This window comes from Denitratimonas organivorans, from assembly GCF_037478135.1.
Taxonomy (GTDB): Bacteria; Pseudomonadota; Gammaproteobacteria; order Xanthomonadales; family Xanthomonadaceae; genus Denitratimonas.
Genome location: NZ_JBBHDV010000001.1, coordinates 72,868 through 88,896 on the forward strand (window position 1 = coordinate 72,868; position 16,029 = coordinate 88,896).

At 66.4% G+C, this 16,029-nt stretch carries 13 protein-coding genes; 9 read left to right on the forward strand and 4 right to left on the reverse strand.

The features are described from left to right. Positions 1-234: 234 nt before the first annotated feature. Positions 235-1,974, reverse strand: coding sequence for a DNA primase (dnaG, locus tag WDB66_RS00305; RefSeq protein ID WP_339396430.1), 1,740 nt, complete (start codon positions 1,972-1,974; stop codon positions 235-237). Positions 1,975-2,097: 123 nt separating this feature from the next. Next, positions 2,098-3,978 (reverse strand): MFS transporter, encoded by a 1,881-nt coding sequence (locus WDB66_RS00310; RefSeq protein ID WP_339396431.1) that lies wholly within the window; start codon positions 3,976-3,978, stop codon positions 2,098-2,100. 169 nt (positions 3,979-4,147) lie between these two features. On the opposite strand from WDB66_RS00310, the gene gcvT reads away from it, so the two are divergent. Both gcvT and gcvH read left to right on the forward strand, forming a co-directional pair. Then, positions 4,148-5,242, forward strand: a complete 1,095-nt coding sequence (gene gcvT, locus WDB66_RS00315; protein WP_339396432.1) for a glycine cleavage system aminomethyltransferase GcvT — start codon at positions 4,148-4,150, stop codon at positions 5,240-5,242. A 123-nt stretch (positions 5,243-5,365) separates the two neighbouring features. After that, positions 5,366-5,761: a glycine cleavage system protein GcvH gene (gene gcvH / locus WDB66_RS00320; protein ID WP_339396433.1), complete on the forward strand. Its 396-nt coding sequence runs from the start codon at positions 5,366-5,368 to the stop codon at positions 5,759-5,761. A gap of 185 nt (positions 5,762-5,946) precedes the next feature. On the opposite strand, the gene WDB66_RS00325 is transcribed toward gcvH, so the two are convergent. Continuing rightward, positions 5,947-6,291, reverse strand: coding sequence for a hypothetical protein (locus WDB66_RS00325; protein WP_339396434.1), 345 nt, complete (start codon positions 6,289-6,291; stop codon positions 5,947-5,949). 302 nt (positions 6,292-6,593) lie between these two features. On the opposite strand from WDB66_RS00325, the gene WDB66_RS00330 reads away from it, so the two are divergent. Beyond that, complete coding sequence (locus WDB66_RS00330) at positions 6,594-7,280, forward strand: histone H1-like repetitive region-containing protein (RefSeq protein WP_339396435.1); 687 nt, start codon at positions 6,594-6,596, stop codon at positions 7,278-7,280. Positions 7,281-7,481: 201 nt separating this feature from the next. Here the strand turns inward: WDB66_RS00330 and WDB66_RS00335 are convergent, their stop codons facing one another. After that, positions 7,482-8,780: a serine hydrolase domain-containing protein gene (locus tag WDB66_RS00335; RefSeq protein ID WP_339396436.1), complete on the reverse strand. Its 1,299-nt coding sequence runs from the start codon at positions 8,778-8,780 to the stop codon at positions 7,482-7,484. Between the two features lie 118 nt (positions 8,781-8,898). On the opposite strand from WDB66_RS00335, the gene WDB66_RS00340 reads away from it, so the two are divergent. The 6 genes from WDB66_RS00340 (at position 8,899) to WDB66_RS00365 (ending at position 16,023) form a co-directional block, all read left to right on the forward strand. Continuing rightward, a complete protein-coding gene (locus tag WDB66_RS00340; RefSeq protein WP_339396437.1) occupies positions 8,899-9,507 on the forward strand; it encodes a LemA family protein in 609 nt (202 codons plus the stop codon). Between the two features lie 59 nt (positions 9,508-9,566). Beyond that, the gene (locus WDB66_RS00345) at positions 9,567-11,504 is read left to right on the forward strand and encodes a M48 family metallopeptidase (RefSeq protein WP_339396438.1); all 1,938 of its coding nucleotides are present in this window, start codon (positions 9,567-9,569) and stop codon (positions 11,502-11,504) included. A gap of 158 nt (positions 11,505-11,662) precedes the next feature. Continuing rightward, a complete protein-coding gene (locus WDB66_RS00350; RefSeq protein ID WP_339396439.1) occupies positions 11,663-12,685 on the forward strand; it encodes a D-2-hydroxyacid dehydrogenase in 1,023 nt (340 codons plus the stop codon). 50 nt (positions 12,686-12,735) lie between these two features. Next, positions 12,736-13,281, forward strand: coding sequence for a DUF3016 domain-containing protein (locus WDB66_RS00355; protein WP_339396440.1), 546 nt, complete (start codon positions 12,736-12,738; stop codon positions 13,279-13,281). Positions 13,282-13,468: 187 nt separating this feature from the next. After that, a complete protein-coding gene (locus tag WDB66_RS00360) occupies positions 13,469-14,608 on the forward strand; it encodes a phytase (protein ID WP_339396441.1) in 1,140 nt (379 codons plus the stop codon). Between the two features lie 14 nt (positions 14,609-14,622). Further along, positions 14,623-16,023 carry a purple acid phosphatase family protein gene (locus WDB66_RS00365; protein WP_489670801.1) on the forward strand — a complete coding sequence of 467 codons (1,401 nt, stop codon included), beginning with the start codon at positions 14,623-14,625 and terminating at the stop codon, positions 16,021-16,023. Positions 16,024-16,029: the final 6 nt, after the last annotated feature.

Consider the following 16,029-nt stretch of genomic DNA (forward strand, 5'->3'; position numbering starts at 1 on the left):
CAAGGCAAGGGCGACAGGCAGCGCGCGCCGCAGCCACGCAGTTTGCTGATGCAATTTCATTGATTTTGATACCCCAAAGGTGTCCGCCGCACGCGCGCTCCAGACACGACGTCTTGGCGGATTGATGTGAAGCGGGCGTTCGCCCGACCTCCCAGGCCCCCCCGAGCATGGGTCGGTTGATACTAGTGGCCAACGGGCGATAGTGGGGCCGGTGCGGGCGGATTTTTTGCGGGATCAGTCGACCCGTGCCAGCAGCAGTTCGCGCAGTTCGTTCTTTTCCGCAGCGCTGAGCGGGCTCTGGGCTTTCAGTTCCTCGATCCGTTGCTGGCGGGTCTGGGTGATGAGCTGGACGATCGCGTCATCCAGTTCCTGCTGCCAGATCGGAGCTTCACCGGGAATGTCGATCAGCGCGAGCTTGCCGAGTGCATCGGCTTCTTCGCGCCCGGCGAAGTGTTCGAGCAGACCACCGGTGCGCAGGCTCGGGCTGGCGTGGATCAGGTCCAGCACTTCGATCAGCAGTTCGATGCCGGGCAGGCGCAACGCGGCGAAGGCGTAGGGCGGCTCCACCCGAAGGCCCAGCGCCGGGTTGTGCAGCAGCAAGGTGATGATCTGGCGTACCAGGCTGCGGCGTGGCGTGTTGTTGCTGTGGCGGCGGGCAGCGGCGGGCGGCACGGGTGGCGGAATGGTGGCGGCATGCGGGCTGGCCGCAAGCCCGGTGAGTTCGGACAGGCGCTGGAACATCAGATCGCGGAACGCGCCATCCGGGATCTTTTCCAGCAGCGGCTTGCAGTGTTCGGCCAGGCGCGCGCGGCCATCCAGGGTGTGCAGGTTGATGTCGGCGCCTTGTTCGCGGAAGAAGAACTCCGACAGCGGTTCGGCCTGCGCCAGACGCGCCTCGAAACCGGCGCTGCCTTCCTTGCGCACCAGCGAGTCCGGGTCTTCGCCGTCGGGCAGGAACAGGAAGGCCGCCTGACGGCCGTCCTTCATCCGTGGCAGCACCGATTCCAGCGCCTTCCACGCGGCGCGCCGGCCGGCGGCATCGCCGTCGAAGCAGAAGAACACATCGGCGGCGTTGCGGAATAGCAGTTCGGCGTGTTCCGGCGTGGTCGCGGTGCCGAGCGTGGCGACCGCCGTGGTGACGCCGTACTGGAACAGCGCCACCACATCCATATAACCCTCGACCACGATCAGGCGCGGGATCTTCGAATGCGCCTGCCGCACCTGCCACAGCCCGTAGAGTTCGCGGCCCTTGTGGAACAGCGGGGTTTCCGGCGAATTGAGGTATTTCGGCCCGGCCTCACGCCCGTCGGCGGTGGTCTTGCCCAGCACCCGGCCACCGAACGCGATCGGCCGGCCGCGGCGGTCGTGGATCGGGAACATCACCCGTTCGCGGAAACGGTCGTAAACGTGGCCGCCGTCGCTCTTGGCCAGCATGCCGCTGCTTTCCAGCAGGCGCAGCGCATCGGCATCGTGGCCCAGCGCGTTCTTCAGCCCGTCGAAGCCTTCCGGCGCGTAGCCCAGCGAGAAGCGCTCGCAGGTAGCGGCATCGATGCCGCGTCGTTTGAAGTACTGCTGTGCGGTAGCATGACTGGCCAGTTGTGCCACATACCAGCGCGAGGCCGCAGCCAGGGTGTCGTACATGCGGCGCAGATGGCCGTCTTCGTTGCGGCTGCGTGTTTCGCGCGGTACTTCCATGCCGGCGCGGCGCGCCAACTCCTCGACCGCATCGAGGAATTCCAGGCGCTCGAACTCCATCAGGAAGCGCAGCGCGCTGCCATGCGCGCCGCAACCGAAGCAGTGGTAGAACTGCTTGGTCGGCGAGACGGTGAAGCTGGGCGTGCGTTCATCGTGGAACGGACACAGGCCCTGATGTTCGCGCCCGGCGCGCTTGAGCGGCACGCGTGAACCGATCAGCTCCACGATGTCGGTGCGGGCGATCAGGTCATCGATGAAGGCGTCAGGGATACGGGCCATGGGAGGGAGACAAGTACGGGAAACGGCAACGGCGGCCCGCCATTGTGGCCCAAGCCCGGCCCGGGCAGTGCGTCGTACCGTCCTGTCCGGCTCCGGTGACTCCGGCAGCGTGGGGTGCGCGGGCTAACGCGCATCACCACGCAATTCGCGCACCCGAGCTTCCAGCGCTTCGGCGCTGGCCTGCTCCGGCGCCATCGGTTCGCCGACCACCAGTTCCACATGGGCGCGGAAGCGGCGCGGCAAACGCAGCCGGGAAAGACGCGAATCGCGCCGGCTCCACATGCTTTCCCACATGCCGCGCAGTGCCATCGGCACCACCGGCACCGGACGCGTGGCGAGGATGCGTTCCACCCCTTTGCGGAACGGCGCGATGTCGCCATCCAGCGTCAGCCCGCCTTCGGGGAAGATGCAGACCAGTTCGCCCTGCGCCAGCGCCTCGTCGATCTGCGCGAAGGCGCGCTCCATCAGCTCCGGGTCTTCCTTCGCACTGGCAATCGGGATCGCACGGGTGGCGCGGAACACGATGTTCATGCCGGGGATGTCGAAGATTTTGTAATACATGACAAAGCGCGTCGGGCGCGGCACCGCGCCCAGGATGAGCAGTGCATCCATGTAGCTGACGTGATTGCAGACGATCAGCGCCGGCCCTTCGTTCGGCACCCGCTCGATGTGTTTCACCTCCAGCCGGTACAGCGCCTTGGCGGCCAGATAGGCGACAAAACGCGCCAGGAACTCGGGCACCAGGGTGAAGATGTACAGCGCCACCAGCGCGTTGAGCACCGCGACCACCAGCAGCAGTTGCGGCACGTTGAGGCCGGAGTTGAGCAGCACGATCGCCAGCACCGCCGCGCCCACCATGAAGGCCGCGTTGAGGATGTTGTTGGCCGCGATCGTGCGCGAGAGCCGCTCACGCGGGCTGCGCTGCTGGATCAGCGCGTACAGCGGCACGGTGAAGAAGCCGCCGGAGACGCCGATCATCACCAGATCAAAGCAGATGCGCAGATTGCCCGGCGCGGCGAGGAACTGCTGCCAGCTCAGCCCGGTAACGGCCGCCATCTCGGGCCGGGCGAAATACAGATCCACGCCAAAGACTGTCATGCCCAAGGCGCCCAGCGGCACCAGACCGATTTCCACGGTGCGGCGCGAGAACACTTCGCACAACAGCGAGCCGGCGCCGATGCCCAGCGCGAACAGCATCAGCACCAGCGGCGCCACGCTCTGGCCGCCGCCCAGATACAGGCGGGTGTAGTTCGGCAGCTGCGCCAGGAATACCGAGCCGAAGAACCAGAACCAGCTCACCCCGAGCACCGAGTTCAGCACCGCGCGATGACCGCGCAGGAACATCACATTGCGCCAGGTTTCGCTGAGCGGGTTCCAGTTGAGTTTCAGCTCCGGCGCGGTGGCCGGTGCAGCGGGAATCGCGCGCGAGGCCATCCAGCCGGCGAATGCGACGCCGACCAGCGCCGCACCAACCCACAGCGTGCCGGCGGAAAACCCCATCAGCCAGCCGCCGACGAAGGTGCCCAGCAGGATCGCCAGAAACGTCCCCGATTCCACCAGCGCATTGCCGCCGACCAGTTCGGCCGGCCGCAACGCCTGCGGCAGTATCGAATACTTCAATGGTCCGAACAGCGCGCTCTGCACGCCGCTCAGGAACAGCGTGCCCAGCAGCAGCGGCAGCGATTGCAGCCACAGCGCCAGCGCCGCCAGCAGCATCAGCCCGATCTCGGCCAACTTGATCCAGCGGATCGAGCGCGATTTTTCGTATTTCTCCGCCCATTGCCCGGCATTGGCCGAGAACAGGAAGAACGGCAGCACGAACAGCCCGGCCGCGAGGTTGGAATACAGATCGCGCTGATGGCTGCTCAGCCCGGCGATATGGAAGGTCACCAGGATGATCAGCGCGTTGCGGAAGATGTTGTCGTTGAACGCACCCAGCGCCTGGGTCACGAAAAACGGCAGGAAACGGCGGCGGCGCAACAGGCTGAACTGGGACTGGGACATCGGCGCAAGGTCCGGAAGGCGATGGCGCATGATGGCGCGCGATGCGGTGGCCGCGCCATAGCGCCGCCGGCGTTGTGCCGGAATGGCTGCATGTTGCGCCACAAGTACCGGGCCACTCCGGCCCCGGCCCTGCGATAATGGGCGATCCGTCCACCTGATCGAGGCCGCCATGACGCAGAAAACCATCCTCAACGCCACGCACCGCGCAGCCGGAGCGCGCATGGTCGACTTTGGCGGCTGGGACATGCCGATCAACTACGGCTCCCAGGTCGACGAGCACCACGCCGTGCGCCGCGATGCCGGCATGTTCGATGTCTCGCATATGACCGTGATCGACCTGCGCGGCGAGCGGGTGCGCGAATTTCTGCACCGGTTGCTGGCCAACAATGTCGACAAGGCCAAGGCGCCGGGCAAGGCGATCTATTCCTGCATGCTCAACGAGCGCGGCGGCATCATCGACGACCTGATCGCCTACTGGCTGGGCGGCGACTTCTTCCGCCTGGTCACCAACGCCTCGACCCGCGACAAGGATCTGGCGTGGATCCAGCAGCACGCCGTGCAGTTCGATGTAAGCGTCACTGAGCGCCCGGAGCTGGCGCTGATCGCGGTGCAGGGGCCGAGCGCGCGCGCCGCCGTGCTCAAGCTGGTGTCCGAACAGGACCGCGCCGCGGTCGAAGCGCTGGGCAAGTTCACCGCCGCCGATGCGCGCGGCCTGCATGGCGAAACCCTGTTCGTGGCGCGCACCGGCTACACCGGTGAGGACGGTTTTGAAGTGGTGCTGCCGTCCGATCAGGCGGTCGCGTTCTGGGAGCGTCTGGCGCAGGCCGGGGTCAAGCCGGCTGGTCTGGGCGCGCGCGACACGTTGCGCCTGGAAGCGGGCATGAATCTCTACGGCCAGGACATGGACGAGGACACCACGCCGCTGGTGTCGGGCCTGGGCTGGACCGTGGCTTTCGACGAAGGCCGCGATTTCATCGGCCGCGCCGCGCTGGAAGCACAGCAGGCCTCAGGCATGCCGAGCCGGGTGGTGGGGCTGGTGCTGGAAGACAAGGGCGTGCTGCGCCACGGCCAGCGCGTGGTGACGGCGGCCGGTGATGGCCGGATCCTGTCCGGCACCTTCGCCCCGACACTGGGCAAGTCCATCGCGCTGGCGCGCATCCCGGCTGGCGAGGCCGGCGAGGTCAGCGTCGACATCCGCGGCAAGCTGCTGTCGGCACGCATCGTCAAATACCCGTTCGTGCGCGACGGCCAGGCCCAGATCTGATCCGGCGCCCGGCCTGCGTGATACCCATGGCGGATCGTGGCCGTGACCGGTGCATGCCGGCACGTCCACGTCCTACAATCCCCGCCGCCGCCTGCGGCGCCTTTCTTCTTCGGAGCCAGACCAATGAGTGATATTCCCGGCGACCTGAAATTCCAGCGCTCACACGAGTGGGTGCGTCTCGAGGACGGCGGCCGCGCCACCGTCGGCATTTCCGACCATGCCCAGGAGCAGCTGGGCGACCTGGTCTATGTCGAACTGCCTGCCGTGGGTGACCGCGTGGCGCAGGGCGATGCCTGTGCGGTGGTGGAGTCGGTGAAGGCCGCTTCGGACATCTACGCACCGATCTCCGGCACCGTGGTGGCGATCAACGAAGCCCTGTCCGACACTCCGGACACGATCAACAGCGATGCCTTCGGCGAAGGCTGGCTGTTCGTGCTGGAAGTGGAGGACGCGTCGCAGCTGGAAGGCCTGCTTTCCCCGGCCGACTACGCCACGCTGGTGGATGAAGAATCGAACTGATCGTTCTGCACCATCCCGCATGACTGACCGGCCGCCTCGTGCGGCCGGTTGCGTTTGCGCGATCCGAAAGTCTGTTCGTTGCAAGTGGACGCTGGGATGCATCGTTGTTGCTTGCCCGCCGCTGGAATCATCGTGCGGGTTGAGCGCGTGAAGCTGCCATTCGCGGAGTGGATGTCCGGCCTGCGTCATCGTGCCCATGGTGATGCCGGGGCATAACTTTCGCGCAATCGTGATGTTGCGGCGCGAAACTCGATGGTCTTGATGTAGCAGATCGAAGATGTGTGGTTTGCAGGATGGCCGTGCATGTTTCGCGGTATGCCCCGGTCTGCGACTGGTGTTGCATGCGGCATCGCGATGGCAAGTGTGATGCAGCTGGCAAGCCTTGAAGTACAAGGGTTTGCGTTGTATTGGCGCTGTCGTGTTCCGGGTTTTGTGATGCGTCGGATGCATTGCTTCGGATAGTTCGCGTCGCGCGCTGCGCGCAGGATTTTCCGGTCCGTATCAGCGATGGATGCATCGCTGTTCGTCATGTGGAGAGCGTGCTTTGTTGACAGTGTTGTGATGCGTGTTTAGGTTTCGCGCAACATCATTGTTTCAGGCATATCGGGTGCACCAACCCACATCGATCAGGAAGCGTTGCCAACATGATTGCCACGATCCATGCGTGGCTGGTGGCGTCGCCTCCCCTGCATTGCGGTACGCAATGACCGACTTGCCTGACTCGCGGACACGACGCCTGCCTCTGAAAGGATGCAGGCGTTTTTCATGCGGCGCAGACCGCGCGGTACCTGGGCGTTGACGCAACAAGTCCATTGACGAGGAGAACCTGAAGATGGCTACGAGCAAACCTGCTGCAAAAAAGGCTGCCGCGAAGAAACCCGCAGCCAAGAAGGATGACGACAAGAAGGTGAGCGCCAAGGCGGCCGCACCGAAGAAGGGCGCCGCCAGCAAGGCCAAGGCGCCGGCGAAGAAGGCGGTTGCCAAGAAGGCTGCCGCGAAGAAGCCCACAGCGAAAAAGGCTGCCGTGAAAAAGGCCGTGACCAAGAAGGCGGCTGCCGCGAAGAAGGCGGTGACCAAGAAGGCGGCGGCGGTGAAGAAGGCCGTGGCCAAGAAGGCTGCCAGTACCAAGAAGGCGGTTACCAAGAAGGCCGCCAGCGTGAAGAAGGCGGTTGCCAAGAAAGCCGCCGCGAAAAAGGTGGCGATGAAGAAGGCTGCGGCCAAGAAGCCTGCCGCCAAGAAGTCCGCAGCGAAGAAGCCTGTAGCGAAGAAGGCCGCAGCCAGGAAACCTGCTGCCAAGAAGGCGGTCACGAAGAAGGCGGCAACCAGCAAGGTCGCGGCAAAAAAGCCCGCAACCAAGAAAGCCGCCGCGAAAAAGCCGGCGGTGAAAAAGGCTGTGACGAAGAAGGCGGCCAGCAAGCCGGCGGCGAAGAAGGTCGCGACCCCGAAGCCCACCCGCAAGGCGGTGAAGAAGCCCAAGCCGGCTCCGATGCCGCCGGCACCGGTGGCGCCGACGCTGTAAGCCGGGTACGGCAGCCGCCGCTGCCGTTGACGCAATGAACGCCCTTCCCGATGCCCAGCGGGAAGGGCGTTCGTCATTTGGGTGGAGGCAAATCGGCGGATCTGGTCCGTGTCACCGCAGTGGCGCGACGCGCACTCAAGGCGTGGCCGGCACGGTCATCCGTGCCCGACAGCGATCAGCGTGATGCTTTGCAGGTCCGGCTCAGCGCAGATAACCGCGCCGCACCGGCTTGTCCAGTTGCAGCCAGTCCTTTTCCGGCAGTTTCAGATAACGGTCCAGCGCGGTCGGCAGCAGGCCGCTGGGTGCGGCGCTTTCCGAATTCCAGACCACCACCATGCCGAATCCGTGCTCGGGCAGCAGGCCGAGCATGGCGCGATATCCCTGCACCGCACCGGCGTGGTAGACCATCGGATGTCCGGCGTAATCGTAGATGCGCCAGCCAAGGGCGTAATGCGCATCGCGCAGGCGCTCGCGCCGCCATGGTGAGGCGCGGGTTTCGCCGGGTGTATGCACCTGCGGCTCGCGGGTGGTTTCCAGCAACGCCGGACTCAGCACTTCCGGCGCATGTCCCAGCTGCGCGCGCAGCCACAGCGACAGGTCGCGGATGCTGGCGTTGACGCCGGCAGCAGGTGGCACGCGGTAATAGGTTTCCTTCGGCCGCACCGGGGTCCAGCGGCCGCTGCTGCGGATATGCGGCCGCGCCCAGCTGGCGCTGTCTTCCAGCCCGTCGCGGCCGTAGGTGGCGGTGTACATGCCGAGCGGATGGAAGATGCGCTTTTCCACCTGGTGCGAATAGAAATCGCCGGTGCTGGCGAACACCATGTCGCCGATCAGGCTGAAGGCGATGTTCTGATAGCCATAACACTCGCTGTCTTCGCAGACCGGATCGATATCGCCCAGACGCGCGACCAGCAGCGGATAGGGTTCGTCCTGTTCCAGCAGCCGGTCCAGGGTGTTGTAGGGCAGGCCGATGCGGTGGCTGAGGATGTCCTGCACGGTCAGGTTCTGCGCCGCTTCCAGATTGCGCAGCTTGAAGGCCGGCAGGTGGTCGACGATGCGCGCATCCCAGCGCAGCGCACCTTCCTGCACCAGCATTGCGGCCACGGTGCCCGCGAAGGCCTTGGACAGCGAGGCGACGCGGAACACGGTGTCGGTGCCGACCGCTTCGTCGCCGCTGGTATCGGTCACGCCGAAGCCGCGTTCCAGCAGCACGGTGTCGTCCTGCACGATGGCGATCGCCATGCCGCTGCCCTTGACGTCCTTCAGGATGCGCTCGGCCAGGCGCTCGATGCGGGTGGCCAGGGCTTTGAGTTCCTGTTCGGATGGGCGCGGTTTGGCATTGGGCCGCAGCGCCAGCGGGCTGGCAGGCGTACTGCTGATGGGTGCCGCGCTGGTGGCCAGGGCGTTGTTGCCGGCGATCGCCGGTGTCGCGAGGCTGAAAGCCAGCGCCAGCCATGTCACAACGGCCAGGCTCGCGGGTCGTGCAAGGACGCGTTTCACTGCCGGAGGGTTTGCCTGCAAGGGGTTCCGTGGCAGTTTAGCGCAGTTGTCCCGGTCGTCCGGTCGTTTCCTGCCCGGCCTGCGGCGCCAACCACCATTTTCCCTGGAGAAAGATGTCATGACCGCGATGTTGTTGTTCCTGCTGGTGATCTTCGGCGGTGCCGTGCTGCTGGCGCTGTTCGCCGTGGGCATCTACAACGGCCTGATCCAGGCCCGCAATGCCTACAAGAACGCGTTCGCCCAGATCGATGTGCAGCTCAACCGCCGCTACGACCTGATCCCGAATCTGGTGGAAGTGGCGAAAACCTACATGGCGCACGAGCGCGATACGCTGGAAGCGGTGATCCGCGCGCGCTCCAGCGCCATTGCCGGCCTCGGTGCCGCGAAAGCCAACCCCGGCGATCCGGCCGCGATGCAGCAGCTGGCCGGCGCCGAAGGCGGCCTCGGTGCCGCGCTGGGGCGGCTGATGATGGTCAGCGAGTCGTATCCGGATCTGAAGGCCAACCAGAACATGGCGCAGCTGACCGAGGAGCTGACCAGCACCGAGAACAAGGTCGCGTTCGCGCGTCAGGCCTACAACGACCAGGTCATGAACTACAACAACAAGCGCGAGGCCTTCCCCGGCAACATCGTGGCCGGCACGTTCAACTTCCAGCCGGCCGCGCTGCTGGAGATTGGCGCCGAAGAGGCGCACAAGCGCGAAGCGCCGAAGGTGTCGTTCAACTGATCCCCTGACCCCGGCCGCCGTCGGCATCTGCCCGGCGGCGGCCCCTTGCGGAAGCGTCGATGAACTTTTTTGAACATCAGCAGAAGGCGCGGGCCTCGTCGCGCCGCCTGGTGGTCCTGTTCGCACTGGCGGTGGTCGGCATCGTGCTGGCGATCGATCTGGCGGTGTGGCTGGCGCTGGGCATGGCGCAATCACCGGATACAGCCGCACGCGGCGGCGGTGGCGGCCATGGCGGCATCCTGCTGTTCACCACGCTCGCCACGCTGGCGGTGATCGGCATCTCCAGTCTGGTGCGGATCACGATGCTGCGCAGCGGTGGCGCCGAAGTGGCGCGCGCGATGGGCGCGATGCCGGTATCCAGCGATACCCGCGATCCGGCACTGCGGCGACTGCGCAATGTGGTCGAGGAAATCGCCATCGCCTCCAGCGTGCCGGTGCCGGACATCTACGTGATGGAAGAGGAAGAGGGCATCAACGCCTTCGCCGCCGGCTATTCGCCGACCGATGCGGTGGTGGCGGTGACGCGCGGCGCGCTGGACCGGCTCAATCGCGATGAATTGCAGGGCGTGATCGCGCACGAATTCAGCCACATCCTCAACGGCGACATGCGCCTGAACATCCGCCTGATGGGCGTGCTGTTCGGCATCCTGGTGCTGGGCATCATCGGCCGCCGCATCCTGATGCATGTGCGTGGCGGGCGCGATTCCAAGGGCCTGGCGGCGGTGCTGGCGGCCGGCGTGGTGATGATGGTGGTGGGCTATGTCGGGCTGTTCTTCGGGCGCCTGATCAAGGCCAGTGTCTCGCGTTCACGCGAATACCTGGCCGATGCCTCGGCAGTGCAGTTCACCCGCCAGACCAGCGGCATCGCCGGCGCGCTGAAGAAGATCGCCGGCCTGCCCGCCGGCTCGCGCCTGGGCAACGGTGATACCGAGGAAGTCAGCCACATGCTGTTCGGCGAGGGCATGGGATTTTCCTCGATGTTCGCAACCCATCCGCCGATCCTGGAGCGGATCAAGGCGCTGGAGCCGGACTTCGATGCGAAGGCGTTCGAGCAGGTGCGGGCGCGCTGGGCGATGCAACCACCTTCCGCCGCGCAGGAAGATCTGGCGCTGGGTTTTGCGCCCGATGGCAGCCGGCTCGGCCCGCAGCAAACACTGCCGGCGGCGCGTGCCGAACTCGAACTCGGGCCGGAACAGGTCGTGGCCCAGGTTGGTGCCCCGGCCGCCGACGATTACCAGCGCGCCAGTGCGATCGTGCAGGCGCTGAGCGAAGACCTGCGCGAACTGGCACGCCGCCATGACCGCGCCATTCCGCTGATCCTGGCGCTGCTGCTGGATGCCGACCAGAGCTTGCGCATACGCCAGCTGGAACAGGTCGGACAGCTCATCGACGAACCCACCGCGATGCTGACGCGCGAGCTTCACCACACCGTAGCGCAGCTGCATCCGATGCTGCGCCTGCCGCTGGCCTCGTTCGCGTTCCCGGTGCTGCGGCGTCGGCCACGGCCTGAGCTGGCGCGTTTCCTGCGCTGCTGCGAGGTGCTGATCGGGCTGGATGGCAAGGTCGCGATGTCCGAATACTGCCTCGGCCGCCTGCTGCGACGGCAGACCGTGGAGGCGCTGGATCCTTCCCGTTTCGCTCCCAGCGGACGGCGCAAGCTGGTGCAGGTGCGGGCCGAAGTCGCGGACCTGCTGGCGGTGCTGGCACAGCATGGGCACGACGATCCGCAGCTGGCGCAGCGTGCCCACGCTGCTGGCATGGCGCGCATTTTCCCCGGCAGCGCCACGCGCTACGCACCGCCAGACGATTTCGTGAAGGCGCTGGAACACGCCCTGGCCCAGCTCGACGGCGTGGAGCCGATGGGCAAGGCGCTGCTGGTGGAAGGCATGGTCGAAGCGATCAGCCACGACGGCCATGTCTCCGTGTCCGAAGCCGAACTGCTGCGCACTGTCTGCGCCGTGTTGCATTGCCCGTTGCCACCGATGCTGGAGCATTGAACGCCTGCGGATTTTTCACGTTCCCGACCGGGCCATGGATGGCCGGGCGCGAGGTGACCACGCGGATGAATGCCCTGCGACTGACGAAAACCACAGGACGTGATTTTCTTCCCGGGTGCTGAACCGGCCTTGCCCGATGCGGGTATAAAGTGGTGCGCATGGACATCCGCGATCCCGCTCCCGTCGGCCCGCTGGCGCCCGCATCGGACACGATGCGCGAGGCGCGTGCGGCGTTTCTGGATGTCGCCACACTTGGCCAGGACATCGATCTGACGCCGCTGCTGGGCGCCTGCGATGTGCTGACCGGCTTTTCCCGCACCGCACCGGATCAGATCGCGCTGCATGCGGCGCAGGCCAATGTGGTGATCTGCAACAAGACCGTGCTCGATGACGTCGCGATCGCGGCGCTGCCGGCGCTGGAACTGATCCTGGTCACCGCCACCGGCGTCGACAATGTCGATCTTGGCGCCGCCGCGTTGCGCGGCATCGCGGTCTGCAACTGCCGCGATTACGGTACGGCGGCGGTGGCGCAACACACTCTGGCGCTGATGTTGGCATTGCATGCGCGTCTGGGCGATTACGCGCAGCGGGTTCAGGCCGGTGAATGGAGCCGGGCCGAGGATTTCAGCCTGTTCGATCAGCCGATTCTGGAATTGCAGGGCCGCACCCTGGGCATCTTCGGCAACGGTGCGATCGGCAGTGAAGTGGCACGGCTGGCGGGTGCATTCGGGATGCAGATACTCTTCGCACAACTGCCCGGCCGCCCGGCACGACCGGATACGTTGCCATGGCGCGAAGTGCTGGCACGCGCCGATGTGGTCAGCCTGCATTGCCCGCTGACCGAAGGCACGCGCCAGTTGATCGATGCCGAGGCGCTGGCGGCGATGAAACCCGGCGCCTTGCTGCTCAATACCGCGCGCGGCGCGCTGGTGGACGAGGCCGCGCTGGCACAGGCGCTGCGTGAAGGCCGCGTAGGCGGGGCCGGGATCGATGTGCTCGGGCAGGAGCCGCCGCGTGATGGCAACCCGCTGCTGGCAGCGGGCTTGCCGAACCTGATCGTCACCCCGCACAACGCCTGGGCCAGCCGTCAGGCGCGGCAGCGGTTGGTGCAGCAGAGCGCGGAAAACCTTCTGGCCTGGCGTCGTGGCGAGCCGGTCCGGAACGTGGTGTCCGGCCAGTAGCGCGGCCGGACGGAATGGGCTGGCTTCCCGTTTCATCAAAGGAGAAGGATATGGATATCAGTAGACAGACCCGAAACATGCGGGTGGCAGCAGCCATGCTGTTGCTCGCCGCTGCGCCGGCTTTTGCATACGCGGCGCAGGACACAGCGGCCGACACCGCCGCAGCGGTGCAGGTGGAGATCGGTGAGCTGGAACAGATGCGCGAGTTCAGGCGGATGCACGGCAGCGCGCGGCGCGATACGGAACAATCGATCCGGCGTCTGGGCGAATGGCTGGCCGGTCGCGCCGAGCGCATGCTGGAACCCGGCCAGCAGCTGCACCTGCTGCTGCGCGATGTGGACCTGGCCGGCGAGTTCGAGCCGGGCCGCAGCATGAGCCTGCACGATGTGCGCATCGTCAAGGATATCTACCCGCCGCGCATCGAGTTGCACTACCGCCTCAGCGATGCCGCCGGGCAGGTGCTGGACGAAGGCGATGCGGTGTTGCGCGATCCGGCCTTCCTGAGCACCGGTGGCAGCCGCGGTTCGGATGCGTTGCGCTTTGAAAAGCGCATGCTCGACGACTGGTTGCGCGAGCGTTTCGGCGGCACGCACTGATCGCGCAGAAACGCAGTCCGGCCACTGCGTGGGTGGCAGTGGCCGGACGGGGTGTCATGCGGCCGTAACCGGACGGACATACAGTCTCCGGGACGCCGGAGGCGGCGGCAACGCCCGGCCTTGCAGGTGGCAACGCCGGCGAGGCCATGCCGGCTTCCGGCCCGATCGCAATGCAAGGGACCGACGAATGAACACCCCAGCTTCTCCGTGCCGCAGCCTGCTGGCGCTGCTGCCCACCCTGTTGCTGGCCGCCTGCGCCGGCCATCCGGTGACGGCATCCGAACCGGCATCGCCCGGCATCGCATCACCGCTGCTGCTGGAGGATGGCCGCCGCCTGCCGGTGATCGATGAAGCCTTCATCACCGCGCTGATGCCGGAGGACAACATCGATTCCCCGGCCGCCTGGCAGACGCCGGATGGCGCCATCCGGGTGATCGCCACCGCCAAAGCCACCGATGTGCTGGTGGTGTATGACGGCGAAACCGGCGCCACGCTGCAACGCATCGGCGGCAGCGGTGCGGAGGCCGGGCGGTTCGAGCGTCCCAACGGTGTGGCGGTGGTCGATGACCTGCTGTTCGTGGTCGAGCGCGACAACCGCCGGGTGCAGGTCATGCAACTGCCGGACTTCAATGTGCTGGGCATGTTCGGCGCGCAGGATCTGGTCAAGCCCTACGGCCTGTGGGTGCATGCCGAAGGGCAGGGCCGCTACGCGCTGTACGTTTCCGATGCCTACATGGCCGGCGAGGATGCCGATGGCGAGGACATTCTGCCGCCGCTGGAACAGCTGGATGCGCGGATCAAGCACTACCAGGTGCTGCGTGATGGGCAAGAAGTGCAGGCCAACCTGCTGCGCAGCTTTGGCGCCACCTCGGCTGAAGGCGCGCTGCGCGTGGTCGAGTCGCTCTGGGGCGATGCCGCCAACGACCGCCTGCTGATCGCCGAAGAAGATGAAACCTATGCCAACGAACTGAAGGTCTACGACCTGGCCGGCAACTATCGCGGCCGCACCATCGGGCGCGATGTGTTCCAGGCCCAGTCCGAAGGCATCGCGCTGCGCACCTGCGCCGATGGCGGCGGCTGGTGGATCACCACCGAGCAGGGCAAGGGCCGCACCGTGTTCCATCTGTTCGATCGCCACTCGCTGGCGCATGCGGGCGCGGTCAGTGGCCGCGAGGTCGCCAATACCGATGGCATCTGGCTGCATCAGGCACCCAGCGCGCGCTTCCCGGACGGCGCGCTGTACGCAGTGCATGACGATCAGGGCATGGTCGCGTTCGACTGGCGCGACATCGCCGCCGCGCTGGCGCTGCCGGCCTGTGCCCGATGAACGGATCTGCGGCGATGAAAAACCTCATGCAAACCATCGGCGGCGGACTGCTGCTGGCATCCGTGTTCGCATTGCACGCGGAAGCACCGCAGGCCGATGCCACAACGCGCAGCCAGGAGCCGAACACACTGCTGCCGGCCGGTGTGCAGCGCTATGCGCCTTCGCCCTTGCCGGATCGGATCGTGGCATTGCCGGCGCAGGATGGCGCGCGCGGTTTTTCGGTCAGCTGGCGCACCAATACCGCCGTGCGCGAACCCTTGCTGGAAATCAGCCCGGCCAGCGATTCGCCCGATGCCTGGGCCGAACATGGTGCGCCGCGGCAACTGCGCGCCAGCACGCACGAACTGCTGGCCGGCAATGGCCTGGCGCATCACCACCAGGTACGCGTGGACGGATTGGAGCCGGGCCGGCTCTACGCCTGGCGGGTGCAGGGCGACCGCAGCTGGAGTCCGTGGCGGCAACTGCGCACCGCTGCGGCGCCGGGCACGCCACTGGAATTCGTCTATCTGGGCGATACCCAGAACAAGAACGCCAGTCTCGGCACGCGTGTCGCGTACGAGGCGGTGCGCTTCGCGCCGGACGCCGATCTGGTGCTGTTCGCCGGCGATCTGGTGAGCGAAGCGGTCGATGACGACGAGTGGGGCGAATGGTTCGACGCCACCGCACCGCTGGCGCGGATGCTGTTCGCGCCGGCAGCGGGCAACCACGAGTTCTACAAGGAACACGAGGACACCGAACAGGAGCGGCGCGTGCTCGGGCCGCAGTGGTGGTCGCATTTCGCGCTGCCGGGCAATGGCGCGCCGGGCGTGGAAGCCAGCAGCTACTGGTTCGATTGGCAGGGCGTGCGTTTCGCCGTGGTCGATGGCACTTCGGCGCTGGATCTGGGCGCGGCACCGGCGCAGGCGCGCTGGCTGGATCAGGTGCTGGCTGACAACCCGCAGCGCTGGTCGATCGTGCTGCTGCACCAGCCGGTCTATTCGCCGCGCGCAGGCCGCGACAATCGTTTGTTGCGCGAACACCTGCAGCCGGTGCTGGAACGCCACATCGTGGATCTGGTGCTGCAGGGCCACGACCACACCTATGGCCGACGCGGTGGCGACGATCCGCAACGTGCCACGCCGCAGTACATCGTCAGCGTGGCCGGGGCCAAGCAGTACCGGCTTTCGGATCAGGCGCGCCGCAGCATGGCGCCGGTGGGCGAGGACACCCAGCTGTTCCAGGTGATCCGTATCGAGGGTGACGTGCTGAGCTACCGCGCCCACACCGTCACCGGGCAGCTTTACGACGCGTTCGAACTGCGCCGTGACGGCGCTGCCGGCACCACGCTGCACGAACAACCCGAAGGCCGCATCGCTCCGCGTGACTGCGGCCGCGAAGCGACTCTGGGCGGGCGCCGCGACCGCTGCTGGGAATAGGCCGCG

Coding starts and splice junctions, on each gene's coding strand:
- dnaG (WP_339396430.1), bottom strand. CDS start 1,974: ATGGCCCGTATCCCTGACGCCTTCATCGATGACCTGATCGCCCGCACC.
- WDB66_RS00355 (WP_339396440.1), top strand. CDS start 12,736: ATGGATATCAGTAGACAGACCCGAAACATGCGGGTGGCAGCAGCCATG.
- WDB66_RS00365 (WP_489670801.1), top strand. CDS start 14,623: ATGAAAAACCTCATGCAAACCATCGGCGGCGGACTGCTGCTGGCATCC.
- WDB66_RS00340 (WP_339396437.1), top strand. CDS start 8,899: ATGACCGCGATGTTGTTGTTCCTGCTGGTGATCTTCGGCGGTGCCGTG.
- WDB66_RS00325 (WP_339396434.1), bottom strand. CDS start 6,291: ATGACGAACAGCGATGCATCCATCGCTGATACGGACCGGAAAATCCTG.
- WDB66_RS00360 (WP_339396441.1), top strand. CDS start 13,469: ATGAACACCCCAGCTTCTCCGTGCCGCAGCCTGCTGGCGCTGCTGCCC.
- gcvH (WP_339396433.1), top strand. CDS start 5,366: ATGAGTGATATTCCCGGCGACCTGAAATTCCAGCGCTCACACGAGTGG.
- WDB66_RS00310 (WP_339396431.1), bottom strand. CDS start 3,978: ATGTCCCAGTCCCAGTTCAGCCTGTTGCGCCGCCGCCGTTTCCTGCCG.
- WDB66_RS00330 (WP_339396435.1), top strand. CDS start 6,594: ATGGCTACGAGCAAACCTGCTGCAAAAAAGGCTGCCGCGAAGAAACCC.
- gcvT (WP_339396432.1), top strand. CDS start 4,148: ATGACGCAGAAAACCATCCTCAACGCCACGCACCGCGCAGCCGGAGCG.
- WDB66_RS00350 (WP_339396439.1), top strand. CDS start 11,663: ATGGACATCCGCGATCCCGCTCCCGTCGGCCCGCTGGCGCCCGCATCG.
- WDB66_RS00345 (WP_339396438.1), top strand. CDS start 9,567: ATGAACTTTTTTGAACATCAGCAGAAGGCGCGGGCCTCGTCGCGCCGC.